This is a genomic window from Streptomyces sp. SGAir0957 (assembly GCF_043523415.1).
In genome coordinates this window covers 2,574,512-2,598,046 of sequence record NZ_CP027293.1, presented here as the reverse complement: position 1 = coordinate 2,598,046, position 23,535 = coordinate 2,574,512, and the positions used below count along the sequence as shown (strand labels likewise).

The window sequence follows — 23,535 nt, the reverse complement described above, 5'->3', positions numbered from 1 at the left end:
ACCCCGCGAGTTGGAAGTAGGTCGAGATTGCGATGAGCACTCGATGAGCACGCGATGAGTACGCCCATGAAGTAGCGACGGTCCGGCGGAACCCGGACCTAAAAGGAGCGAAGTGGCTAAGGTCCGGGTATACGAGCTCGCCAAGGAGTTCGGCGTTGAGAGCAAGGTCGTCATGGCCAAGCTCCAAGAACTCGGTGAATTCGTACGTTCTGCGTCCTCGACGATCGAGGCGCCGGTAGTACGCAAATTGACTGACGCCCTCCAGCAGGGCAACGGCGGCAAGCCCGCCGCGAAGAAGGGCGCGCCCGCGAAGCCCGCGGCGCCGCGTCCCACCCCCTCTCCCGCGCAGGCCGCCAAGCCTGCCGCGCCGCGTCCGCCGGCCCCCAAGCCGGCCGCCGCCGAGCAGGCTCCGGCCGCGCCGGCGGCCCCCGCGGCGACGCCGGGTCCGCGTCCCGGCCCGAAGCCGGCTCCCAAGCCCGCTTCGCCGGCCCCGGCCGCGCCCGAGTTCACGGCACCGCCCGCCGCCCCGGCCGCCTCGTCGGCCCCGGCGCCCAGCGGTCCGCGTCCCGGCGCCCGTCCCGGTGCCCCGAAGCCCGGCGCCCGTCCGGCGCCCGGCCAGGGCCAGGGCGGCCAGGGCCGTGACAACCGCGGTGAGCGCGGCGGCGACCGCCAGGGCGCTCCGCGCCAGGGCGGCCAGGGCGGCGCGCCCCGTCCCGGTGGTGCCCGTCCCGCGGGTCCCCGTCCGGGCAACAACCCCTTCACCTCCGGTGGCTCCACCGGCATGGCGCGCCCGCAGGCGCCCCGTCCGGGCGGCGCCCCGCGCCCCGGTGGCCAGGGTGCTCCCGGTGGTCCGCGTCCGCAGGGCGGCGGCCAGGGCGGTCCCCGTCCGCAGGGTCAGGGCGGCGCCCGTCCGACCCCGGGCGGCATGCCTCGTCCGCAGGGCGGCGCGGCCGGTCCGCGTCCCGGCGGCGGCCCCGCCGGTAACCGTCCGAACCCGGGCATGATGCCGCAGCGTCCGGCCGCGGGCCCGCGTCCCGGTCCCGGTGGCCGTGGTCCGGGTGGCGGCGGTCGTCCGGGTGGCGGCGGCGGTCGTCCCGGTGGCGGCGGCGGTTTCGCCGGTCGTCCCGGTGGCGGTGGCGGCGGCGGCTTCGCCGGTCGTCCCGGCGGTCCCGGTGGCGGTGGCGGCGGTTTCGCCGGTCGTCCCGGTGGCGGCGGTGGCCGTCCCGGCTTCGGTGGCCGTCCCGGTGGTCCGGGTGGCCGCGGTGGCACGCAGGGTGCGTTCGGCCGTCCCGGCGGGCCCGCCCGTCGTGGCCGCAAGTCGAAGCGGCAGAGGCGCCAGGAGTACGAGGCCATGCAGGCCCCGTCGGTCGGCGGCGTCATGCTGCCTCGCGGCAACGGACAGTCCGTCCGCCTGTCGCGCGGTGCGTCGCTCACCGACTTCGCGGAGAAGATCAACGCCAACCCGGCGTCGCTCGTCGCCGTGATGATGAACCTCGGCGAGATGGTCACTGCCACGCAGTCCGTCTCCGACGAGACGCTGAAGCTCCTCGCGGACGAGATGAACTACGTCCTCGAGATCGTCAGCCCCGAGGAGGAGGACCGCGAGCTGCTCGAGTCCTTCGACATCGAGTTCGGCGAGGACGAGGGCGGCGAGGACATGCTCGTCTCCCGTCCGCCGGTCGTGACCGTCATGGGCCACGTCGACCACGGTAAGACCCGCCTGCTCGACACCATCCGCAAGACGAACGTCATCGCGGGCGAGGCCGGCGGCATCACGCAGCACATCGGTGCGTACCAGGTCACGACGGAGGTGAACGAGGAGGAGCGCAGGATCACCTTCATCGACACCCCCGGTCACGAGGCCTTCACCGCCATGCGTGCCCGTGGTGCGAAGTCGACCGACATCGCGATCCTCGTGGTCGCGGCCAACGACGGCGTCATGCCCCAGACGGTCGAGGCGCTCAACCACGCCAAGGCCGCCGAGGTCCCGATCGTCGTCGCGGTCAACAAGATCGACGTCGAGGGTGCCGACCCGACCAAGGTGCGCGGTCAGCTCACCGAATACGGTCTGGTGGCCGAGGAGTACGGCGGCGACACCATGTTCGTCGACATCTCCGCCAAGCAGGGTCTGAACATCGACTCCCTGCTCGAGGCCGTGGTCCTGACCGCGGACGCCTCGCTCGACCTGCGGGCCAACCCGGAGCAGGACGCGCAGGGTATTGCGATCGAGTCGCACCTCGACAAGGGCCGCGGTGCCGTCTCGACGGTCCTGGTCCAGCGCGGCACGCTGCGCATCGGCGACACGATGGTGGTCGGCGACGCCTACGGCCGAGTCCGCGCCATGCTCGACGACAACGGGAACAACGTCGAGGAAGCGGGTCCCTCGACCCCCGTCCTCGTGCTTGGTCTCACCAACGTCCCGGGTGCCGGCGACAACTTCCTGGTGGTCGACGAGGACCGTACGGCCCGTCAGATCGCCGAGAAGCGTGCCGCTCGTGAGCGCAACGCCAACTTCGCGCGCCGCGGCGTCCGGTTCTCCCTGGAGAACCTGGACGAGGCCCTCAAGGCCGGTCTGGTGCAGGAACTCAACCTCATCATCAAGGGCGACGCGTCCGGTTCGGTGGAGGCTCTCGAGTCCTCGCTGCTCCAGCTCGACGTCGGCGAAGAGGTCGACATCCGCGTCCTGCACCGCGGTGTGGGTGCGGTCACCGAGTCCGACATCAACCTGGCGACCGGCTCCGACGCCATCGTCATCGGCTTCAACGTCCGGGCAGCCGGCCGTGCGCAGCAGATGGCGGAGCGCGAGGGCGTCGACGTCCGGTACTACTCGGTGATCTACCAGGCCATCGAGGAGATCGAGGCGGCCCTCAAGGGCATGCTCAAGCCGGAGTACGAGGAGGTCGAGCTCGGCACGGCGGAGATCCGCGAGGTCTTCAAGTCGTCCAAGCTGGGCAACATCGCCGGTGTGCTCGTCCGGTCCGGCGAGGTCAAGCGCAACACCAAGGCGCGCCTCCTTCGCGATGGCAAGGTCATCGCGGAGAACCTCAACATCTCCGGTCTGCGTCGCTTCAAGGACGACGTCACCGAGATCCGCGAAGGGTTCGAGGGCGGTATCAACCTCGGCAACTTCAACGACATCAAGGTCGACGACGTCATCGCGACGTACGAGATGCGCGAGAAGCCGCGCGCCTGATCCCTCGCGGATCGGATCCACGCGGCAGCAGGTCCGGGGCCGGTCGGCGGAGCTTATTTCCGTCGATCGGCCCCGGCCGTTGCGTGTACCGTTCCTGTATCGGGTGCCACGTCAGTCGCACCCATACGAACCCGAACCGGCGGGACATCCGGACACACATGTATGTGGGGACTCTGTCCTTCGACCTGCTCCTCGGCGACGTGCACTCGCTGAAGGAGAAACGCTCTCTGGTCCGTCCGATCGTGGCCGAACTCCAGCGCAAGTACGCGGTGAGTGCGGCGGAGACGGGGAACCAGGACCTCCACCGGCGGGCCGAGATCGGGCTCGCGGTGGTCTCCGGGGACACGGGACACCTCTCCGACGTACTGGACCGCTGTGAGCGGCTGGTCGCCGGACGGCCCGAGGTGGAACTGCTCTCGGTTCGACGCAGGCTCCACAGCGACGAAGACTGAAGCAACAAGCGAGACAGTTACTAAGGAGACGGACCAGTGGCCGACAACGCGCGTGCCAAGAGGCTGGCGGACCTCATCCGAGAGGTGGTGGCGCAGAAGCTGCAGCGCGGGATCAAGGACCCGCGGCTCGGTTCCCACGTCACCATCACGGACACCCGTGTCACGGGTGACCTGCGGGAGGCGACCGTCTTCTACACGGTGTACGGGGACGACGAGGAGCGGGCCGAGGCGGCCGCCGGCCTGGAGAGCGCCAAGGGCGTCCTGCGGTCCGCGGTCGGCGCGGCGGCCGGGGTGAAGTTCACGCCGACCCTGACCTTCGTCGCCGACGCCCTGCCGGACAACGCCAAGACGATCGAGGACCTCCTCGACCGGGCGCGGCAGTCCGACGAGAAGGTGCGCGAGACGTCCGCGGGCGCCACGTTCGCCGGCGGCGCCGACCCGTACCGCAAGCCGGAGGCCGACGAGGCCCCCGACGACGCCCGGACGGACGGCGACGCCTGAGCATGTCCGACCGCACCCCACCGCCCGACGGCCTTGTCATCGTCGACAAGCCGTCGGGCTTCACTTCGCACGACGTCGTGGCCAAGATGCGCGGGATCGCCAAGACCCGCCGCGTCGGCCACGCGGGCACCCTCGACCCGATGGCGACGGGCGTCCTCGTGCTCGGCGTCGAGCGCGCCACCAAGCTCCTCGGCCACCTCGCGCTGACCGAGAAGGAGTACCTGGGCACCATCCGCCTGGGCCAGAACACCCTCACCGACGACGCCGAGGGCGAGCTGACCTCGTCCACCGACGCCTCCGGCGTCCGGCGCGAGGCGATCGACGCGGGCGTCGCCAAGCTGACCGGCGCCATCATGCAGGTGCCGTCCAAGGTCAGCGCCATCAAGATCAACGGTGTCCGCAGCTACAAGCGGGCCCGTGAGGGCGAGGAGTTCGAGATCCCGGCGCGCCCGGTCACGGTCTCCTCGTTCACGGTGTACGACATCCGGGACGCGGTCGCCGAGGACGGGACCCCTGTCCTCGACCTGGTCGTCTCCGTGGTCTGCTCCTCCGGCACCTACATCCGGGCGCTCGCCCGCGACCTCGGCGCCGACCTGGGCGTCGGCGGGCATCTGACCGCGCTGCGCCGCACCCGCGTGGGCCCGTACAAGCTGGACACGGCGCACACCCTCGACCAGCACCAGCAGGAGCTGTCCGTGCTGCCGGTGGCCGACGCCGCCGCTGCCGCGTTCCCCGCTGGGACGTGGACGAGCGCCGCGGGAAGCTGCTGCTCAACGGCGTGCGGCTGGACATGCCCGAGGAGTACGCGGGCCGGGGGCCGGTCGGGGTGTACGACGCGGCCGGACGGTTCCTCGCCCTCGTCGAAGAGGCGAAGGGCAAGGCGAAGAGCCTCGCGGTGTTCGCCTGAGCGTCCTACGCACAGGAGTGGCGCGTGGAGCGGCGGTCGTCCGGTTTCCCGGTCGGCCGCCGCTCCACGTTCCCCCTTGTCTCCCCCTTCTTCCCCCTCATAGGGTCCATCCGCCGCGCCCATCTCTTCACCCCTTCGAGCAGGCGCTCGGAGTGATTCGGGGGAGTGCGAGGGGGCGCGTTCGCTCCGCATCCTGTCCAGCTGATCACCGCGCGCCTACCGTCAGGACATACGGGGCGTAACGGTAGGCGGCAGGAGGGGCGCGGCATGGTGGATCCGCCTCTGGTCCGGATCTGTGACCCGGCCGGGCGGCCCCGCGGGGCGGGGTTCGTCGCGGACGACAGCGGGACCGTCGTCACCAGCCACGAGGCGGTGGCCGGGCCCGGAGGTGTGGTGGTCCACGGGCCGGACGGGGCCACCTGGGCGGCGGACCCGGCATCGGTCGTCGAACTGCCCGCCGTGGATCTCGCGCTGGTGCCCACCGAAGGGCTCGGGGTGGCGCCGCTGCCGGTCGGGACGGACCCGCGCCCGCACCCCGGAACCTATCTGCGGATCGCCGCGAGCGGCTGGCGCGAGGCGCGCATCCTCGGCCACGTCGACGCCGCGTACACCGTCGCGGGCCGCTGCCACCTGCTGCGCGGCGCCATGGAGCTGGCCGTCGGGACCGCCGGGGCCGACGCGCTGCGCCCCGGCGGCGGCGCCGCGGGCGGCCCCGTCCTCGACGCCGGGACCGGCGCGGTCGTCGCCGTCCTCGCCACCGCCCCGGACGCCGGGCACCCGGCGGCGGGGCTCGCCGTACCGCTGCGCGGGGCCGCCGCCGCGGAGCCGCGTCTCGCGGAGCTCCTGGCCCACGCCGACGCCACGGTCCCCGCGTACGGGGCCGGGCTCAACCTGGCCGGGGCGCTGCAGCTGACGGCGGTATCGGTGGGGAGCGACGGGCCGGGCAGCCCGCCGGCCGAACCGGTCGGACGGCCCGATGTCGTACGGGAGCTGACGGCGTTCGCGTCGGGCGGCGCCTTCGTGCTCGCGCTCGTCGGCGACCCCGGGTGCGGCCGGACGACGGAACTGGCGGCGTTCGCCGCACGGCGGGCCGGGGGCGGGAGCGCCGCGCCCACCCTGTGGCTGCGCGGCGCCGACCTGGAGGGCGGCGACACCTCGGTGGACGACGCGGTCCGCCGCGCCCTGGAACGGGCCGGCCGGATCGTCGCCGCGTCCCTGGGGGCGGAGCCCGGCGCCCTCGGCGACCTCACCCTGGAGCGCGTCGCCGGGGCCGCCCGCGCCGCGGGACGACCGCTCGTGCTGCTGCTCGACGGGCCCGAGGAGATGCCGCCCGTCCTCGCGCACCGGCTCGCCGCGTGGTCCCGGGCGACCCAGAACCGTCTCGCGGCGACCGGGGTCCGGCTCGTCGTCGCCTGCCGCGCCGAGTACTGGGAACAGGCCGGGCCGCTGTTCGGCGCCGGGGTGCTGCACGGGCGCGCGGGGCGGCTGCCCGCCTGCGTCCACCTCGGCGACCTCGCGCCCGCACAGGCGCGGCAGGCCCGCGAGCGGTACGGCATCCCCGAGGACGCGCTGCCGCCCGGGGACGCGGGGCATCCGCTCGCGCTGCGGCTGCTCGCCGAGGTGCGGGCGGCGCTGCCCGCGGGGGCGGCCGGGTGCCCCGACCGCGACGAGGTGTTCGCCGCCCACCTCGACCTGGTGTGCCTGCGGGTCGCGGCCCGGCTCGCCGCGGGCGGTCCCGTACGCGGGAAGGCGGTGCGCCGTCTGGCCGCCCGGGTCTGCGGACAGCTGCACGAGGCGGCACGGCGCAGCCTCGGCCCCGGGCAGGGAGACCTCGACCGCGCGGTGTTCGAGGAGCTGTTCCCATGGGGCGCGCTGCACGGGGTGACCGGCTGGGCGTCGGCCGTCCTCACCGAAGGCGTCCTGGTCCCCGCGGGCGGCGGCTACCGCTTCGCCCACGAGGAGATGGCCGACTGGCTCCAGGGCATGCACCTGGACGTGGACGCGGCCCTCGACGCGCTCGTGTTCCGGCGCCGCGGCGACGGGTCGGTGCCGGTGCCACGCCACCGGGCGGGTCCCGTGGTGCGGGCGCTGCTCCTTGTGGAGCGCCAGGAAGGGGCGGCGGAGCTGGTCGGGCGGCTGGCGGAGCTGGCCGCGTGGGCCGAGCCGTCCACGCCCACGACGGAGGCCGGCTGGTGGGCCACGCACCTCCTCGGCGCGGTGTTGCCGCGCGTGCGCGAGGTCGCGGCCTGCCTGCCCGTCCTCGCGGACCTCGCCGACCGCGGGGTGTTCGGCCCCTGGTTCTGGGACGCGCTGCCGGTGGACGACGACGCCCGCTTCGAGCTGCTGCGGCGCCTCGTCGTGCACGACGGGCGGGAACCGGGCGGCCGGTACCTCGACACGGTCGCCGGTCTGCTCGCCACCGCACCGGACCGGGCGCAGCGGCGCCTCATCCGCTGGTTCGACGACGAACGCCCGCTGCCCGCACTCCCCGACGCCACGGTGGCGACCGCCGCGCAGGCCCTGCTCCACACCCACCGGCACGCGGCCGTCGACGACCTCGTCGAGGCCCTGGCCGACAGCGCCCACCCGCGCGCCGGGGAACTCCTCGCCAGCCTCGCCGACGAGGAACCGTCCGCGATGTGCCGGGCCGTCGACCGCTGGGCCCACGACGAGCGGCCCGGGCGGCACGTGACGGCGATGGCGTACGGGCTGCGAGCGGCGGCCCGCACCACCGCCGAACCCGACGCGGCACTGCTGCGCCGCGCCGCGCTCGACCTCCTGGCCAGCCCCTCCGATGCCGCCCTGCACAGCGCCGCCCTCGCCCTCCTGGTCCGGGACCCGCACGCGCGCCCCGCACGCCTTGAGCAGGCGCTGCGGGAGATCGCGGGTGAACTACAGGTGGCCGCGTCGGCTGCGCGCCACCCCTGAGGGGCTCCGCGCCGCCGACCAGCCGCGACGCCGCCCGATGAGAGACACGGACACGTGGCATGGCACTCTTAGACCTGCGTATTCGGCACGGGACGGGCAGACCGCCGGGACCGCCGGGGGCGCAGGGACGGATTCGTCGTACACAGTTTTGCGAGGAGCAATCACCGTGCAGCGCTGGCGTGGCTTGGCGGACATCCCCCAGGACTGGGGGCGCAGCGTCGTCACCATCGGCTCCTACGACGGGGTGCACCGCGGGCACCAGCTGATCATCGGCCGGGCCGTGGAGCGCGCCCGTGAGCTGGGCCTTCCCGCGGTCGTCGTCACCTTCGACCCGCACCCGAGCGAGGTCGTGCGCCCCGGCTCGCACCCCCCGCTGCTCGCGCCCCACCACCGGCGTGCCGAGCTGATGGCCGACCTCGGTGTCGACGCCGTCCTCGTCCTTCCCTTCACCACCGAGTTCTCGAAGCTGTCGCCCGCCGAGTTCGTGGCGAAGGTCCTCGTCGACCGGCTGCACGCGCGCGTGGTCGTGGAGGGCCCCAACTTCCGCTTCGGCCACAAGGCCGCCGGCACGGTCGACTTCCTGGCCGAGCAGGGCGGTACGTACGACTTCGAGGTCGAGGTCGTCGACCTGTACGTGAGCGGCGCCGCCGGTGGCGGACAGCCGTTCTCCTCGACGCTGACCCGGCGCCTCGTCGCCGAGGGCGACGTCGAAGGGGCCCGCGAGATCCTCGGCCGCCCGCACCGCGTGGAAGGCGTCGTCGTCCGCGGCGCGCAGCGCGGCCGCGAACTGGGCTTCCCCACCGCGAACGTCGAGACCCTGCCGCACACGGCGATCCCCGCGGACGGGGTCTACGCCGGATGGCTGCACGCCGACGGCGAGGCGATGCCCGCAGCGATCTCCGTCGGGACCAACCCGCAGTTCGACGGCGCCGAGCGCACCGTCGAGGCGTACGCCATCGACCGCACCGGGCTCGACCTGTACGGCCTGCACGTGGCCGTGGACTTCCTGGCCTACGTACGCGGCATGGCCAAGTTCGACTCCCTCGAAGAGCTCATCGAGGCCATCGCGAACGACGTGAAGCAGTCGCGCGAACTCATCGAAGGGTACGAGGCGTAGATCACACCCGGATTTTCCCGGGCCATGTCACGAACGGGGCCGCCCATCCCGTCCGGTCGGTGAAAGCAGCAGCACTCACCTCCGGCACAGGGAGCCCGTCATGGAAGCTCGTCTCAACATGTTCGCCAGCAAGTCGGCCATGGGGTTCGTGAAGCGCCTCGTCGGGGCGGGCGCGACCCTCACGGACTCGGGCCTGCCGGCCGCGACCCAGGAGCTGGTCAAGATCCGCGCCAGCCAGATCAACGGCTGCTCGGGCTGTCTCGACATGCACACCAAGGAAGCCGCGGCGGCCGGGGAGACGTCGCTGCGGCTCCATCTGATCGCCGCCTGGCGCGAGGCCACCGTCTTCACCGAGGCGGAGCGGGCCGCGCTGGAGGTGACCGAGCAAGGGACCCGGCTCGCGGACGGGGCCGGCGGCGTCACGGATGCGGCCTGGGCCGACGCCGCCAAGCACTACGACGAGGACCAGCTCGGGGCCCTCGTCTGCCTCATCGCCGGCATCAACGCGTTCAACCGCCTGAACGTGATCGTGCGGCAGCCGGCGGGGGACTACCAGGTGGGGCAGGCCGCGGCCTTCCACAACAGCTGAGCCGGTTCGCTCCGCTCGGAGGGGGGACGGACGGCACGTAGCGGTTTGGCCGCGGGCCGGTGGGGGCTGGTCGCGCAGTTCCCCGCGCCCCCGAAGGCGTGCGCTTCGCGCAGCCTTCCCCGGCTTCGTGGTCGGCTGCGGGACGGTGGGGGTTGGTCGCGCAGTTCCCCGCGCCCCTGAGGGCGTGCGCTTCGCGCGGCCTGTCACGCTTCGTTGTTGGCTGCGGGTCGTCCGTGGCTGGTCGCGCAGTTCCCCGTGCCCCTGAAGGCGTGTGCTTCGCGCGGCCTTTCCCTTGGAGGCCCGCCCTCCTGGAGGTGGCGCACGCAGTGCGCACCTCCAGGGGCGCGGGGAACTGCGCGAGCGACCACGACGAGTCCGCACGCGAAGGCGACGCGCAGGGGCAGACGCTCAGGGGCGCGGGGAACTGCGCGACCAGCCACGGACGACCCGAGGCCGCCGACGAACCCCGGAGGGCAGACGTCAGGGCGCACCCTCACCCTGCCGCGCCCGAGCCCAGTGACAGGCCACCTGCGCCCCACCCCCACCCGACAGAACAGGCAGATCAACGGACCGGCAAGAATCGGCGACGCCAACCCGGTCCGCCTCGCCGCCCGCCAGCACCTGACACCGCGCATGGAACCGGCAGCCCCCAGGAATCCGCGACGGGTCCGGCGGCTCCCCGGTGAGCACCACCGGATCACCGGGTGCCTCGGGCAGCACCGACAACAGGGCCTGTGTGTAGGGGTGTTGGGGCGAGGTCAGGACCTCCTCCACCGCCCCCGTCTCCACGATCCGCCCCAGATACATGACGGCCACCCGGTCCGCGATGTTCCAGGCGAGCCCCAGGTCGTGCGTGACGACCAGCGCGGAGAGCCCCAGCTCGTCGCGGAGCCGCAGCAGCAGCGCCAGGATCTCCCCCCGTACGGACGCGTCCAGCGAAGCCACCGGCTCGTCGGCGACGATGAGTTCGGGCTCCAGGACGAGCGCTCCCGCGATGACGACGCGCTGGCGCTGTCCGCCGGACAGCTCGTGCGGGTAGCGCAGGAAGAACCGCTCGGGGGGCCGCAGCCCGGCCCGGGAGAGCGCGCCCGCGACGGCCTCGCGCTCGTCGCCCGCGTACCCGTGGATGCGCAGCCCCTCGGCGACCGCGTCGTACACGGTGTGCCGCGGATTGAGCGACCCGCTCGGGTCCTGGAGGACGAGCTGCACCCGCTTGCGGTACGCCTTGAGCGCGCGGGACGCGTAGTCCAGCGGCTCACCGGCGAACGTGACCCGCCCCGCGGTCGGCCGTTCGAGCCCGAGCAGCGTGCGCGCGAGGCTCGTCTTGCCGCAGCCGGACTCGCCGACGAGGGCGACGATCTCGCCGGGCGCGATGTCGAGGTCGACCCCGTCGACGGCCCGCGCCTCGGCGGCGCCGCGCCGCCCGGGGAACGTCACCTTCAACTGTTCCGCGGACAACAGGGTCCGGGTCTCCGTGGCAGCCTGCCCCGTCATGCCGTGGTGCTCCTTGCCTCGACGTCCGGCGTCCCGGCCGCCTCCGATACGTGTACACAGGCCGCCCGGCGCCCGGGCCCGGCGTCCCGCAGCGGCTGGTCCTCGACCGCGCACACGTCGAGCGCGACCGGGCAGCGCGGATGGAACGTGCAGCCGGGCGGCAGCGCCGACGGGTCCGGCGGGTCGCCGGGAAGGCCGCGCGGCGCGAACCGGGACGCGGGGTCGCCGATGGTCGGGAACGCCGCCGAGAGGGCGTTGCCGTAGGGGTGCAGCGCGTTCTCGTAGACCTGGGCGGCGGGGCCCTCCTCGACGACGCGGCCCGCGTACATGACGGCGAGCCGGTCGCAGGTGTCGGAGAGGACGGCCAGGTCGTGGCTGATCATGATGAGGCCGACCTCCTGCTCCGCCACCAACTGCTCGATGAGGCGCAGGATCTGGGCCTGGATCATCACGTCGAGGGCGGTCGTCGGCTCGTCCGCGATGATCAGTTCGGGCTCGCAGGCGAGCGCCATGGCGATCATCACGCGCTGGCGCTGGCCGCCGGACAGCTCGTGCGGATAAGCCGCCGCGCGCGCCGCCGGAAGCCCTACGTGTTCGAGCAGCTCGGCGACCTTCTTCTTGGCGCCCGCCTGCGTCGCCTTCTTGTGCAGCAGGATCGGCTCGGCGATCTGGTCGCCGACGCGGTGCACGGCGTTGAGCGAGTGCATGGCGCCCTGGAAGACGATGGAGGCACCGGCCCAGCGCACGGCGCGGACCCGGCCCCATTTCATCGTCAGGATGTCCTCGCCGTTGAGGAGGATCTCGCCGGTGACCTTGGTCCCGGCGGGCAGCAGCCGCAGCAGCGCGAGTGCCAGTGTTGACTTACCGCAGCCCGACTCGCCCGCGATGCCGAGCTTGCTGCCCGCCTCGACGGACAGGTTGACGCCGCGCACGGCCCGCGCCCCGCCCGCGTACGTCACTGTCAGGTCGTTCACCTGGAGCAGCGTCATGACCGGGCCCCCAGTTTCGGGTTGAGGACGGACTCGATGGCGCGCCCGCACAGGGTGAAGGCGAGGGCCACGACGGCGATGGCGATGCCGGGCGGGGCCAGGTACCACCAGTCGCCCGCGCTGACGGCGCCCGCCTCGCGCGCGTCCTGGAGCATGCCGCCCCAGGAGGTGATCGTCGGGTCGGAGAGGCCGAGGAAGGCGAGCGTCGCCTCCGTGAGGATCGCCGACGAGATGATCATCGTGGTCTGGGCGAGGACGAGCGGCATCACGTTCGGCAGCACGTGCCGGGTCATGATGTGCCCGTGACCGCCGCCCAGGGCGCGCGAGCGCTCGATGTACGGGCGCGACTCCACGGCCAGGGTCTGGGCGCGCACGAGGCGGGCCGTCGTCGGCCAGGTCGTCACGCCGATGGCGATGATCACCGTCCACATGGAGCGGTCCATCACCGTGGCGAGTGCGATCGCCAGGACCAGGGTCGGCATCACCAGGAACCAGTCCGTGATCCGCATGAGCACGGTCGCGTACCAGCCGCGGAAGTGGCCCGCGACGATCCCGATGACCGTGCCGATCGCCACGCACAGGAACGCGGCGAGCAGGCCCACGGTGAGCGAGACCCGGGCCCCGTACACCAGGAGCGCGAGCACGCTGCGCCCGAACTGGTCGGTGCCGAGCGGGAATTGGCCGCTCGGTCCTTCGAGCGGGCCGCCGGGCGCGTCCGTCACGCTCTGCGAGTCCGCGCCGACCAGGACCGGGGCGAACACGGCGATCAGCGCGATCAGGATGAGAAGCCCGAGCCCCCACAGGCCGCTGCGGTGCGCCCGGTACGAGCGCCAGAAGCGGGCCAGGGACTGGCGCTTGCGGGCCCGTGCGAGCGTCCGCGGGTTGCCCGTCCTGGCGACGGGCGGGGTCTCGGTCGTCATCGGCCCACCCTCGGGTCGAGCAGCGGATAGAGGATGTCGGCGAGGGTGTTCGCGAGGATCACCGCGGTCGCGAAGACGAAGAACAGGCCCTGCACGAGCGGCAGGTCGGGCACGGACAGGGCCGAGTAGAAGAGCCCGCCGAGGCCCGGCCAGGAGAAGACCGTCTCGACGAGGATCTGCCCGGCGACCACGTGCCCGAGGTTCACGAACATCAGCGTGAACGTGGGCAGCATCGCGTTCGGCACCGCGTGCTTGCGGCGCACCACGTCGTCCCGGAGGCCCTTGGCGCGTGCCGTCGTCAGATAGTCGCTGCCCATCTCGTCGAGGAGCGAGGAGCGCATGACCAGCAGCGTCTGCGCGTATCCGACCGCGACGAGTGTGATGACCGGGAGGATCAGATGGTGGGCGACGTCAATGACGTACGCGAATCCGGTCTCGCCGCCCGATTCGAGGCCGCCGGTCGGGAACATGCCGGGGATCGGCCCGATGCCCACCGAGAAGACGATGATCAGGAGCAGGCCCAGCCAGAACGACGGGACCGAGTACAGGGTCAGCGCGAACGCCGTGTTGAAGCGGTCGCTGCGTGAACCGTTGCGCCACGCCGTGCGCGTGCCCAGCCAGATGCCGAGCAGCGAGTACAGGACGTACGCCGTGCCGGTCAGGAGCAGGGTCGCGGGGAGCGCGTCGGCGATCTTGTCGATGACGGGCGTGTGGAACTGGTACGAGGTGCCGAAGTCGCCGCTCAGCGCGTCCCCGATGTACGACGTGAACTGCTTCCACATCGGCTGGTCGAGGCCGAACTGGTGGCGCAGGTTCTCCAGTTGCTGCTCGGAGACGCGCTTGCCGCCGGTCATCTGCTTGACCGGGTCACTCGGGATGAGACGGAAGAGGAAGAAACTCGTGACGAGGACGGCGAAGAGCGAGACGATCGCGCCCGCGATCTTCGCCGCCGCGTACCTGAGGTACGCCTTGGTGTTGCGGGCCCGTGGGCCGTGGGCGCCCGACGTCGCTCCGGCCGGGGAGGCCGGAGAGCCGTCGGACGCGTCCGCGGACCGCACGAGCGCGGGAGTGCTGTCAGCTGTCATGGGTCATGCGAACTCTCGTTACTCGTGCGGGTGTTGACCGTTCGTAGGCCCCGGAGGGGTTCGGCTACTCGCGGTCGTCCGCCGTGGTCCTCCGCCGCATGGCGAAGAAGACGCCGCCGCCGATGACGACGAGCGCGGCGACGACGATCCCGATCACGACGCCGGTGGAGGAACCGGACGAGTCCGAGTCGCTGCTCGACGCCGACGCGGGCTCCGCCGACCACCAGCTCCAGTAGCCGTCCTGGCCGTAGATGTTGCCGGCCGCGGTGGGCATCGTCTGGATGGACTTGATCTGGTCCGTGCGGTACGCCTCGACGGCGTTCGGGTACGCCATGACGTTCATGTACCCGGAGTCGTACAGCCACGACTCCATCTGCTTGACGTAACCGGCGCGCTTGGCGGGGTCGTACTCGGCGAGCTGCTTGTTGTACAGGTCGTCGTACGTCTTGTCGCAGATCCCGTTGTCCGTCGCCGCGGTCTCGCGTGCCTTGGTGGGCAGGGCGGCGCAGGTGTGGATGCCGAGGACGAAGTCCGGGTCCGGGTTGACGGACCAGCCGTCGAAGGCGACGTCGTACTCACCCGCGTACCAGGGCACGGAGACGTCGTCGACGCAGTTCAGCTTGAGGCCGACGCCGATCTTGCCCCACCACTCCTTCAGGTACTTGCCGACCGCCTTGTCGTTCGGGTCGGTGGCGTGGCACAGCATCCGCAGGTTCAGCGGCTTGCCGTCCTTGCCGACGCGCTTGCCGTCCTTGAGCGGGTAGCCCGCGTCGTCGAGCATCTTGCCCGCGGCCGTGGCGTCGTAGGTCAGCTCCTGGCTGCCGTTCGGCTCCCAGAAGTACTCCTTGAAGCGCGGCGGGATGTACCCCGCGCCCTGCACGGCGTGGCCCTGGAAGACCTTGTCGACGATGGTCTTGGTGTCGACCGCGCGGAAAAGGGCCTGGCGCACCTTCTGGTCGAGCAGCGCCTTGTTGCCGTCGCCGAACTTCTTGCCGTCCTTGGTCTGCCACCCCGGGTTGACCGCGATCGCGTAGAAGCGGCGGCCCGGACCCTCGTTGACCTTGATGTTCTTCTCGCCCTTGAGGAACGCCGCCTGCGCGGGCGTCAGGGCGGGGGAACCGGCGACGAAGGAGACCTCGCCCTTGCGCAGGGCCGCGACCGCCGCGTCCTGGTCCTTGTACGTCTTGAAGACCAGCTCGTCGAACTGCGGCTTCCCCGACTTGCGCCAGAAGTCCTTGTTGACCTTCAGCTTCACGTACTGGTCGGTCTTGTAGTCGGTCAGCACGAACGGGCCGTTGCCGACGATCGGGAACGTCTCGTCGTTGTTGAACTTTGCGTAGTCCTTGACGTCCTTCCAGATGTGCTCCGGCACGATCGGGACGTCGAGCGCCGTCATGGTCGCCTGCGGCTTCTTCAGCTTGATGACGAGCTGCGTGTCGCTCGGCGCGGTGACCTTCTCGAAGTTGCCGACGAACGAGCCGTTGGCCGTCGCCGCGCCCTCGTCGGTCATCATCTTGTTGAACGTGAAGGCCGCGTCCTTGGCCGTCGCCTTCTGGCCGTCCGACCACTTCGAGTTCGACCGGATGGTGTACGTCCACGTCAACTTGTCGGCCGAGGATTCCCACTTCGTGGCGAAGCCCGGGACTACGTGGTTGTCCTTCGGGTCGTAGTTGGTCAGGAACTCGTTCGTCAGGCGGAGGATGCTCGTGCTGAGCAGGCGCTGCGCCAGGAACGGGCTCAGCGAGTCGACGCTCTGCGCGACCGCCACGGTGAGGGTCTTCTTACCGCCGTCGGCCTTCGCCTCGGCCTGCTGGGGCGCCGGGTTGAGCGGCGTGGCCAGGCCCGCGGTCAGGGTGAACGCAGCGGCTCCGGCCGCGAGGAGCACCCGTACGCCGCGGCGGACGGGACGGGCCGTTCTGTCGTACGTGTCTGGCTGAGCCTGTGTATCCATCGGTCGGGGACCTCACGCATCGCTCGCACTGCATGGCTGGACTGGGATGTCGGATGACGTCTTCAGGTGGGATGAAGTGCTGGTTTATCAGCGGCAGTTGACGCACGTCAACGGCCGGTGAACCCCATGTGGCCTGCGGAAATAACGAGTTGACCAGGAATTCACGCACATTGGTCGAGACCTGTGACGCTTTGCAGGCCAGAGGATGGCGCCCCGTTGGGGGCGGTACGTGTACGTACCCGCCGGTAAAGACCGGTACACGCGAAAGGCCCGCACCGTCCTGCGGTGCGGGCCTGACGAGAAAGCGCCGTCTACTGCTGCGGAGGCTGCGGCTGCTGCCAGCCGGGCGGCGGGCCCGGCTGCCCCTGCGCCTGCTGCGGGGGCGGCGGCACCTGCCAGCCGGGCTGCGGACCCGGCTGCTGCGGCTGCCCCTGCGGCGGCTGGCCCGGGGCGCCCTGCGGCGGGTACGGCGCGGGCGGCTGCTGCCCCGGGTAGGGCTGCTGGGCGGGCGGCCCCTGCGGCGGGTACGGCTGCTGCTGGCCCGGGTACTGCTCCGGGTACGGCTGCTGGCCGCCGGGCATGGGCGGGGCCATGGTGGGCGGCGGATTGCCGTCCGAGGTCCACAGGCCCTGCTGCTGCTGGGCGCGGGCGAAGTCCTCGGCGACCATCGCGGAGAGGTTGAAGTACGCCTCCCGCACCTTCGGCCGCATCATGTCGAGGTCGACCTCGGCGCCCGCCGCCAGATGCTCGTCGAACGGGACCACGACGACGCCGCGGCAGCGCGTCTCGAAGTGGCTGACGATGTCCTCCACCTTGATCATCTTGCCGGTCTCGCGGACCCCGGAGATGACCGTGATCGAGCGCGAGACGAGATCGGCGTAACCGTGCGCGGAGAGCCAGTCGAGCGTCGTACTGGCGCTGCTCGCCCCGTCCACCGACGGCGTCGAGATGATGATCAACTGGTCGGCGAGGTCCAGGACCCCGCGCATGGCGGAGTACAGCAGGCCCGTGCCCGAGTCGGTCAGGATGATCGGGTACTGCTTGCCGAGCACGTCGATGGCGCTGCGGTAGTCCTCGTCGTTGAACGTCGTCGAGACCGCCGGGTCCACGTCGTTCGCGATGATCTCCAGGCCGGACGGTGCCTGCGAGGTGAACCGGCGGATGTCCATGTACGAGTGCAGATGCGGGATCGACTGCACCAGGTCACGGATGGTCGCGCCGGTCTCACGGCGTACGCGGCGGCCGAGCGTGCCCGCGTCCGGGTTGGCGTCGATCGCGAGGATCTTGTCCTGCCGCTCGGTCGCGAGCGTCGAGCCGAGCGCCGTGGTCGTCGTCGTCTTGCCGACGCCGCCCTTGAGGCTGATCACGGCGATCCGGTAGCAGGACAGGACCGGCGTACGGATCAGCTCCAGCTTGCGCTGCCGCTCCGCCTCCTCCTTCTTGCCGCCGAGCTTGAAGCGCGCGTTGCCCCCACCGGGGCGGCTGCTCTTCGCCTTCTGCCTCTTGTTGTTGAGCAGCCGGTCGGCCGACAGCTCCACGGCCGCCGTGTAACCGAGCGGCGCGCCCCCGACGTTCGTCGGCTGCCGCTGGTCGTGCTGGACGGGCTGCGGCCAGGCGGTGCCGGTACGGGGATCGGTGGCGGCGGGGGGCTGGGGAGCGCCGTACGGGGGCTGGGGCTGGGGCTGCGGTTGCGCCGGGGCCGGGGGTTGCGGGAAGCCGTAGCCGGGCTGGGGGCCGGGCTGCGCGCCGGGCTGCTGCGGGTGCGGCTGGCCCTGGGCGGGCGGCTGGGCTTCGGGCTGGCCGGGCTGTGCCCCGGGCTGGGGCTGCGGGAAGCCGTAACCGGGCTGCGGCGCGGGGGCGTTGGGCGTGGGCGGCTGACCCTGGAACGGGAGGTGGGGCTGGGGCTGCGGCTGTGCTCCGGGCTGCGGCTGTTGCTGCGGCGGGGGGAAGCCGTAACCGGGCTGCGGTGCCGGGGCGTGGGGCGCGGGCTGGCCCGGGACCGGCGGCTGCTGCTGCGGGAAGCCGTAACCCGGCTGGGGCTGGGGCTGGGCCGGCGGTGCCTGCGGGGGCACGGCCGGGCCGGGCGCCGCGGCGGCGGGCTGCGCGGGCCAGCCGGGCTGTTGCGGGGCCGGGGCCGGGCCCTGGGCCGGGGCCGCCGGGTCGGTCCACTGCGGAGCCGCGGGCGGCGCGGCGGGCTGAAACGCGGGCGGCAGCGGCGGCACGCCACCGTCCGGGGCGGGCGGGGGAGTCCAGGCTCCGTCCGGCGCGCCGGGGGTGTGCGGTGCGTCCGGGGCGCCGACGGGTGCGGCCGGGGCCGCCTCGGGGGCGGCTGCGGCTGCGGGGGCCTGGTCCGGGTTCGGGTCCGGGGTCGGGTCCGGGGTCCGGGTGGCGGCGGGCTCGGAGGCGTCGTCGCCCTCGGTGGACCCGGTGGACCCGGTGGACCCGGTGGATCCAGCGGCCTCGTTGGCGTCGGCGGCGGCGTGGGGCTCGGCGTCCGTAGCGGCCGGGGCCGGGGCGGCGGCCTCGTCCGGGCCCTGTGCCGCGTCCTGACCGGCCGTCTGCGCGGACGCGGCGGGGTCAGTGGCCTCGGCGCTCTCCGGGGCGGGCTTCGGCGCCTCCTCGGCACCGGCACCGGCACCGGCACCCGTATCAACACCGGCACCCGCATTGGCGGCGGGCGCGCTCGGTGCCTGCGCACCCGGCGTCCCCGCTGCCGCGGCCTGCTGGTCGCCGAGAGCGGCCAGCTCCTCGAACTCCCGCTTGAGCGAGGCCGCGGAGAACTTCATCGTCGCGCCGGACTCGAGGTCACCGGCACCGGCACCGGCACTGGCGCCAGCACCGGCATCCGGCTCGGGCGCGACAGGCGCCACCGGCGCGGCCGGGGGCGGAGGAACCGGCGCGGCGGGCGCGGGCGCAGGCGTGGGCGGCACCGGCGGAGCCGGCGGTTCGGGCGCGGCGCCCGCCGCCGACGCGTTCTGCGTGTACCAGGCCGGAGGGGCGTAGTCGATGGTGAACTCGCCCGTCATCTCGACACTGGACTCCGCGTCGGACTGATCATCGACGGGTGAATCCCAGCCCCCGCGGATACCGTCCCGATCGCTGTTCACAATGCCTCCTGGTGTGGTCGCGCACCCTCGTGCCGTGCTGGGGCCCGACCGTTCCTGATCGATGTGCCGGGCTGACCCCCTGGCCCCCTGACGCCCGCGGCACCCGCACCCGGGTACGCACGACACGTCCTGCCCCAGCCTAATCACGAAAACCACGTGCACGGCAGGCCCGTCCGTCCCGGCACGGATGTCCGCTGCGTCACGTCGGGCCCGGGGCCGCCCGCGCGCGGGTCGCACGTACATCAAAACGTGACGAACGAGCACCGCTCAGCACTGCCAAATGTCTGGATCGTGCCTAAAAGGGGCCGTAGTTGACCGGGCGTGCGCCCGCGTCCCCGGGTCAACGGGGCCGCGCCCGCACGCGTCAGTCCATGCGTCGTGCCGTTCCCAACAATCCGGTCTCGGCGTCCGTCGCCTGCGTCATCACGTACTGCCTGTCGCGGTCGGTGCACCACAAGGTCACGCCGTCGGCGAGCGTCGGCAGCGACTCGTACTCGGCGCGCGGCAGCCCTATGACACGGCCGATCTCGGTCGCCTCGTCGGGGGAGACGCGCTGGACACCCACGAGCCGGGCCTGGCGCATCAGGCGCGGCGCGACCGGGCTCAGGTACGGAAGCAGCGTCAGGACCGACTGCCACGGCGCCGAGGCCACCCGCCCGCGCGGGGGCCGCATACCGCAGTCCCGGATGACGAGCACGGGACCGCCGGCCGAGGCGCCCTGCGGCGGAACGCGGCCCACGTCGTGCACGGTCATCCCCGACTGTCCGCCGCCGACCGCCTGCACGAGCTGCGCCCATTGCTGCGCGCGGCCCGTCTCGACGGCCACGCGCGCGCCCGTCGCCGCCGCCCGCAGCGCGAGCACCTGCGCCGTCCACAGGCCGCCGATGAGCACGATGTCGTAGGGCGTCGGGCGGTTGATGCCCATCACCGCGGGCTGGCTCTCGGCGTCGACGCCGACGACCACACCGTCGTCCCCGATCGGCAGGGCGAGCGTGTCGAGCTGTTCGGGGGAGAGGGCGTGGCGCTGGTGGCGCGGCCCGAGCAGGCCGAACCCGGCCCGCATCCGCTCACCGACACCGGAGATCTGGCTGGTCATGGCCATCAGCGGGCACCTCCGAGCGGCAGGGTGGCGAGAACGCCGGGCAGTTGCTCACGGTCGAGACGGACGAGCCCCGTACGCGCCTGGCGCGCGGCCCGCTCCAGATCCCGCCGCGCGGTGGTCAGCTCGCTGTCGCTGCGCCCCGTGATCCGCAGGTGCCCGGCCACGGTCACGTCCTGCTGGTCGCCCTTGGCCAGGGTCAGGCTGAACGTCGTGGCGAGCGCGGGCACGGTCGTCAGCTGGGCGACGAGCTGCGGCAACGTGGCCCCGCCCGTGCCGAGTTGGGGCCAGCGCCGCACCCAGTACGTGGTGTGCCGGCGGTTGTCGCACCGCCAGCTGCGGCCGGACTCCTCGGTGCGCCGCTGCGGCGTCTCGCTCCGTCCGGCCTGCGCGGTCACCATCGGGTTGGCGCACGCGGAGGTGGCGACCGCGGAGATCAGCTCCTCCTCGGTCAGCACGCTCGCCCGGAACCCGGCGCCGGTCAGCCGGCTCGACAGATGCTCCGCCACGCGCGCGAGGCACTTCTGCGCGCCCACCACGCCACCGCCGCGGGCGGCCACGGCCTCCGGGCACAGCTCCGGGTCGAGCTTCAGCGCGATCCAGGTGATGCGCACCGCGGGCGACCCGGTCTGCGCCTGCAACGGCGCGTAGTTGCTCACCGCCACCGACTGCTGCGGCAGGTGGAGCGCGGGCGCGGGCTGCGTGTGCAGCACGATCTGCGCCGACTCCAGGGAGATGCCGTCCACCTCGAGGGCGTCGCGCACGATGCCGACCGGCAGCGGTCTGCGGCTGCGCTCGGCGCGCAGCGCGGTGGCGTCGGACTCGACCTGGAGCACGGCCGTGAGGAAGCCGCCGTCGCCGACCATGCCGACCGGCCGCTGGTCCCGGTCGTCCCCGCGGTTGTGGCTGTAGGTGCGCAGGCTCGGGTCGCACTCGACGGCGGGCGCGAGCCCCGGCTCGGTGCCCGGCGGTACGGGGGTGGCCGCCGCACTGCGCCGCCTGGCCCGCATCGCGAGCACGGTGCCCAGCCACTCCGGCAGGGAGCGCCCCCGGCGCCGTACGAGCGCGAGAAGCAGCAGGATCGCGGCGACGGCGCCGCACGCGATCAGCGCGACCGTTCCGGCGACCCAGCCGCACAGGACGAGCGCGGCGGCCAGCTCGATCATCACGAGGCGCTGCGCGGCGAACGATCCACCGCGGCCCGAGCGCGACTTCAGATGCGGGGTGACCGCCGCGCGCGCGGGAGATGTGTGAGGCATCTGTGAAGACGGCGGGGGACTCTGCGCAGAACGCTCACTCGATCCTGACCTCGATTGCGACCGTGATCGAGCCCGCGTTGCGGAAGCCATCACTCCAAACCCCCCGAACTCTCCCGAAATGCCGTGCGCCAAGGTCTCCCGGACGGCTCCACGCGCCTGCCCGGAAGGCCTCAGCACCCTACCCGTGCCACACGCACAACGTCGTAACAGGCATAGTAGGGGCCGGGTCTGACAGCCTCGGCGCCACCGGCGATCCCCGCCGCGCACGCAGCCGGCCGTCAGCCGATCGAAGACGGGGGAAGCTGCCCCCACGGCTCCGCACGGGGAGAGAGCGGACACAGATGGCATCACGGCGGGACGAACTCAACGCCTACACCTTCGCGAAGCGCCGCACTCTCGCGGCCTTCGTGCAGCCCTCACCGTCGGGCTCGGAGGAGGGGGCGCCCAGGCCGCTGCGGGCGGTGCTGCCCGGCACCATCATGGGAGTGGTGATCCTGGCGGTCTTCGGCGGGATCGGCCTGTTCAAGCCCACGGCGCCGAAGGACTGGGACAAGGCGGCGACGAACGTCATCGTCGCCAGTGACTCGACCACCCGCTACGTGGTCCTGGAGACGGACAAGCAGAAGCAGCTCCACCCCGTTCTCAACATGGCGTCCGCGAAGCTCCTCCTCAAGGACTACACGGACAAGGTCGTCACCGTCGACGAGGGCGTCCTCGACAACGGCAAGATCCCGCACGGCGCCACCCTCGGCATCCCCTACGCCCCGGACCGCCTGCCCGGCGCCAAGGAGGCGGAGGCCGCCAAGCGCTGGATGGTCTGCGAGCGGCCCAGCGACGGCGGGCGCGCCATACAGAAGGCCGCGTTCGTCCTCGCGAAGAAGGACTGGAGCAAGACGACGAAGACAAAGGCCGGCAGCCAGTTGCACGGCGGCGACCTCATGTACGTGGCCGACTCGGCCACCAAGAAGCAGTACGTCGTCGACGCCAAGGGCACCGCCTACCCGATCGCCGACCCCGCCCAGGAGGGTGTGCTCGCCGCGCTCGACACCCGCAGCCGCGCCCCGCAGCGCGTCTCCTCCGAGTGGCTGAGGACGCTGCACCAGGGCGACCCGATCGCGATCCCGCAGATCGACGGCCCCGGCCGGCCCGCCAACGCCGTCGTGGGCAGCGGCAATGCCGAGTACGACAAGGTCGGCATGGTCCTCAAGTCGCTCGACGGCACGAAGACGCAGTACTACGTGGTGCTCCCCGGCAAGGTCGCGCGGATCTCCGAGTTCACCTCGCGCCTGCTGCTCAACAGCCAGCAGCTCGTCGACGTCAACCCGGACGTCGAGGCACAGCAGGTGAACCCGGCCGCCGTCTCGACCAGCGTGCCCTTCGAGGCCGAGCGCGCCAAGTGGCCCACGGCCCGTCCGGAGACGGTGAACGACGGCACGAGCGCGACCACCGGCCGCAACACCGTGTGCAACGTCCTGCACGACGTCGGCGGCGCCGACGGCACCACGCTGACCACCTGGTCCGGCACCGACTTCCCCGCCGACCTGCCGACCGGCTCCTCCAGCGCGTACGTCACCCCGGGCTCGGGACAGGTCTTCCGGCAGATCCAGGGCACGGCGACGAAGGCGGGCCAGATCTTCCTGGTCACCGACACCGGCCTGCGCTACGCGCTCCAGTCCAACGGCGACAGCATCAGCAAGGACGACAGCGTCGGCCTCACCGCCAAGGAGCGCAAGGAGCTGGCGAACGAGACCAAGGTGACCCAGAAGCTGCTCGGCTACGACCAGGTGACGGCCCGGCCGATCCCGATGACCTGGTCCACGTTCCTGCCCACCGGACCGCGCCTGTCGAAGCCCGACGCGGGCCAGCCGCAGGGTTCGTGACGATGCGACCGACGCGACCGACGCGACCGACGCGACCGACGCGACCGACGCGACCGATGCGACC

The 23,535-nt window shown here is 72.5% G+C and carries 15 protein-coding genes and 1 pseudogene; 8 read left to right on the top strand and 8 right to left on the bottom strand.

Going from position 1 to position 23,535, the window contains the following annotated elements; genetic code table 11:
- The first annotated feature begins 112 nt into the window (after positions 1-112).
- From infB to C1N81_RS16430, 7 genes and pseudogenes are all read left to right on the top strand, one after another.
- Complete coding sequence (gene infB / locus C1N81_RS16460) at positions 113-3,193, top strand: translation initiation factor IF-2 (protein WP_394429800.1); 3,081 nt, start codon at positions 113-115, stop codon at positions 3,191-3,193.
- 158 nt (positions 3,194-3,351) lie between these two features.
- Positions 3,352-3,645, top strand: coding sequence for a DUF503 domain-containing protein (locus C1N81_RS16455; protein WP_037626190.1), 294 nt, complete (start codon positions 3,352-3,354; stop codon positions 3,643-3,645).
- Between the two features lie 36 nt (positions 3,646-3,681).
- Positions 3,682-4,146 (top strand): 30S ribosome-binding factor RbfA, encoded by a 465-nt coding sequence (gene rbfA / locus C1N81_RS16450; protein WP_394429798.1) that lies wholly within the window; start codon positions 3,682-3,684, stop codon positions 4,144-4,146.
- 2 nt (positions 4,147-4,148) lie between these two features.
- A pseudogene (gene truB, locus C1N81_RS16445) lies at positions 4,149-5,053 on the top strand (tRNA pseudouridine(55) synthase TruB).
- 267 nt (positions 5,054-5,320) lie between these two features.
- Entirely contained in the window at positions 5,321-7,981 is a 2,661-nt protein-coding gene (locus tag C1N81_RS16440) for a trypsin-like peptidase domain-containing protein (RefSeq protein WP_394429796.1), read from the top strand.
- Between the two features lie 166 nt (positions 7,982-8,147).
- Positions 8,148-9,098: a bifunctional riboflavin kinase/FAD synthetase gene (locus tag C1N81_RS16435; RefSeq protein ID WP_394429794.1), complete on the top strand. Its 951-nt coding sequence runs from the start codon at positions 8,148-8,150 to the stop codon at positions 9,096-9,098.
- 100 nt (positions 9,099-9,198) lie between these two features.
- Entirely contained in the window at positions 9,199-9,687 is a 489-nt protein-coding gene (locus C1N81_RS16430; RefSeq protein WP_394429792.1) for a carboxymuconolactone decarboxylase family protein, read from the top strand.
- Positions 9,688-10,167: 480 nt separating this feature from the next.
- On the opposite strand, the gene C1N81_RS16425 is transcribed toward C1N81_RS16430, so the two are convergent.
- From C1N81_RS16425 to eccE, 8 genes are all read right to left on the bottom strand, one after another.
- Entirely contained in the window at positions 10,168-11,181 is a 1,014-nt protein-coding gene (locus C1N81_RS16425; protein ID WP_394429790.1) for an oligopeptide/dipeptide ABC transporter ATP-binding protein, read from the bottom strand.
- A complete protein-coding gene (locus C1N81_RS16420; protein ID WP_394429788.1) occupies positions 11,178-12,170 on the bottom strand; it encodes an ABC transporter ATP-binding protein in 993 nt (330 codons plus the stop codon). The genes C1N81_RS16425 and C1N81_RS16420 overlap by 4 nt, the downstream gene beginning before the upstream one ends.
- Positions 12,167-13,090, bottom strand: coding sequence for an ABC transporter permease (locus tag C1N81_RS16415; RefSeq protein ID WP_394429786.1), 924 nt, complete (start codon positions 13,088-13,090; stop codon positions 12,167-12,169). Before C1N81_RS16415 ends, C1N81_RS16420 begins: the two co-directional genes overlap by 4 nt.
- Entirely contained in the window at positions 13,087-14,175 is a 1,089-nt protein-coding gene (locus C1N81_RS16410) for an ABC transporter permease (protein ID WP_394429784.1), read from the bottom strand. The genes C1N81_RS16415 and C1N81_RS16410 overlap by 4 nt, the downstream gene beginning before the upstream one ends.
- A 64-nt stretch (positions 14,176-14,239) precedes the next feature.
- Entirely contained in the window at positions 14,240-16,126 is a 1,887-nt protein-coding gene (locus C1N81_RS16405) for an ABC transporter substrate-binding protein (RefSeq protein ID WP_394429782.1), read from the bottom strand.
- A 311-nt stretch (positions 16,127-16,437) separates the two neighbouring features.
- Positions 16,438-19,233: an SCO5717 family growth-regulating ATPase gene (locus tag C1N81_RS16400; RefSeq protein ID WP_394429780.1), complete on the bottom strand. Its 2,796-nt coding sequence runs from the start codon at positions 19,231-19,233 to the stop codon at positions 16,438-16,440.
- 364 nt (positions 19,234-19,597) lie between these two features.
- A complete protein-coding gene (locus tag C1N81_RS16395; RefSeq protein WP_394429778.1) occupies positions 19,598-20,335 on the bottom strand; it encodes a hypothetical protein in 738 nt (245 codons plus the stop codon).
- Positions 20,335-21,681, bottom strand: coding sequence for a type VII secretion protein EccE (eccE, locus tag C1N81_RS16390; RefSeq protein ID WP_394429776.1), 1,347 nt, complete (start codon positions 21,679-21,681; stop codon positions 20,335-20,337). The genes C1N81_RS16395 and eccE overlap by 1 nt, the downstream gene beginning before the upstream one ends.
- A gap of 251 nt (positions 21,682-21,932) precedes the next feature.
- Between eccE and eccB the strand changes: the two genes are divergently transcribed.
- Positions 21,933-23,471 carry a type VII secretion protein EccB gene (gene eccB / locus C1N81_RS16385; protein ID WP_394429774.1) on the top strand — a complete coding sequence of 513 codons (1,539 nt, stop codon included), beginning with the start codon at positions 21,933-21,935 and terminating at the stop codon, positions 23,469-23,471.
- The last annotated feature ends 64 nt before the right edge of the window (positions 23,472-23,535 follow it).

What these genes read in the sequence shown, in the direction of transcription:
- C1N81_RS16420 (WP_394429788.1), bottom strand. Translation starts at nt 12,170, where the DNA reads ATGACGCTGCTCCAGGTGAACGACCTGACAGTGACGTACGCGGGCGGG.
- C1N81_RS16425 (WP_394429790.1), bottom strand. Translation starts at nt 11,181, where the DNA reads ATGACGGGGCAGGCTGCCACGGAGACCCGGACCCTGTTGTCCGCGGAA.
- C1N81_RS16440 (WP_394429796.1), top strand. Translation starts at nt 5,321, where the DNA reads ATGGTGGATCCGCCTCTGGTCCGGATCTGTGACCCGGCCGGGCGGCCC.
- eccB (WP_394429774.1), top strand. Translation starts at nt 21,933, where the DNA reads ATGGCATCACGGCGGGACGAACTCAACGCCTACACCTTCGCGAAGCGC.
- C1N81_RS16410 (WP_394429784.1), bottom strand. Translation starts at nt 14,175, where the DNA reads ATGACAGCTGACAGCACTCCCGCGCTCGTGCGGTCCGCGGACGCGTCC.
- C1N81_RS16405 (WP_394429782.1), bottom strand. Translation starts at nt 16,126, where the DNA reads ATGGATACACAGGCTCAGCCAGACACGTACGACAGAACGGCCCGTCCC.
- C1N81_RS16415 (WP_394429786.1), bottom strand. Translation starts at nt 13,090, where the DNA reads ATGACGACCGAGACCCCGCCCGTCGCCAGGACGGGCAACCCGCGGACG.
- C1N81_RS16430 (WP_394429792.1), top strand. Translation starts at nt 9,199, where the DNA reads ATGGAAGCTCGTCTCAACATGTTCGCCAGCAAGTCGGCCATGGGGTTC.
- C1N81_RS16455 (WP_037626190.1), top strand. Translation starts at nt 3,352, where the DNA reads ATGTATGTGGGGACTCTGTCCTTCGACCTGCTCCTCGGCGACGTGCAC.
- C1N81_RS16395 (WP_394429778.1), bottom strand. Translation starts at nt 20,335, where the DNA reads ATGGCCATGACCAGCCAGATCTCCGGTGTCGGTGAGCGGATGCGGGCC.
- eccE (WP_394429776.1), bottom strand. Translation starts at nt 21,681, where the DNA reads ATGGCTTCCGCAACGCGGGCTCGATCACGGTCGCAATCGAGGTCAGGA.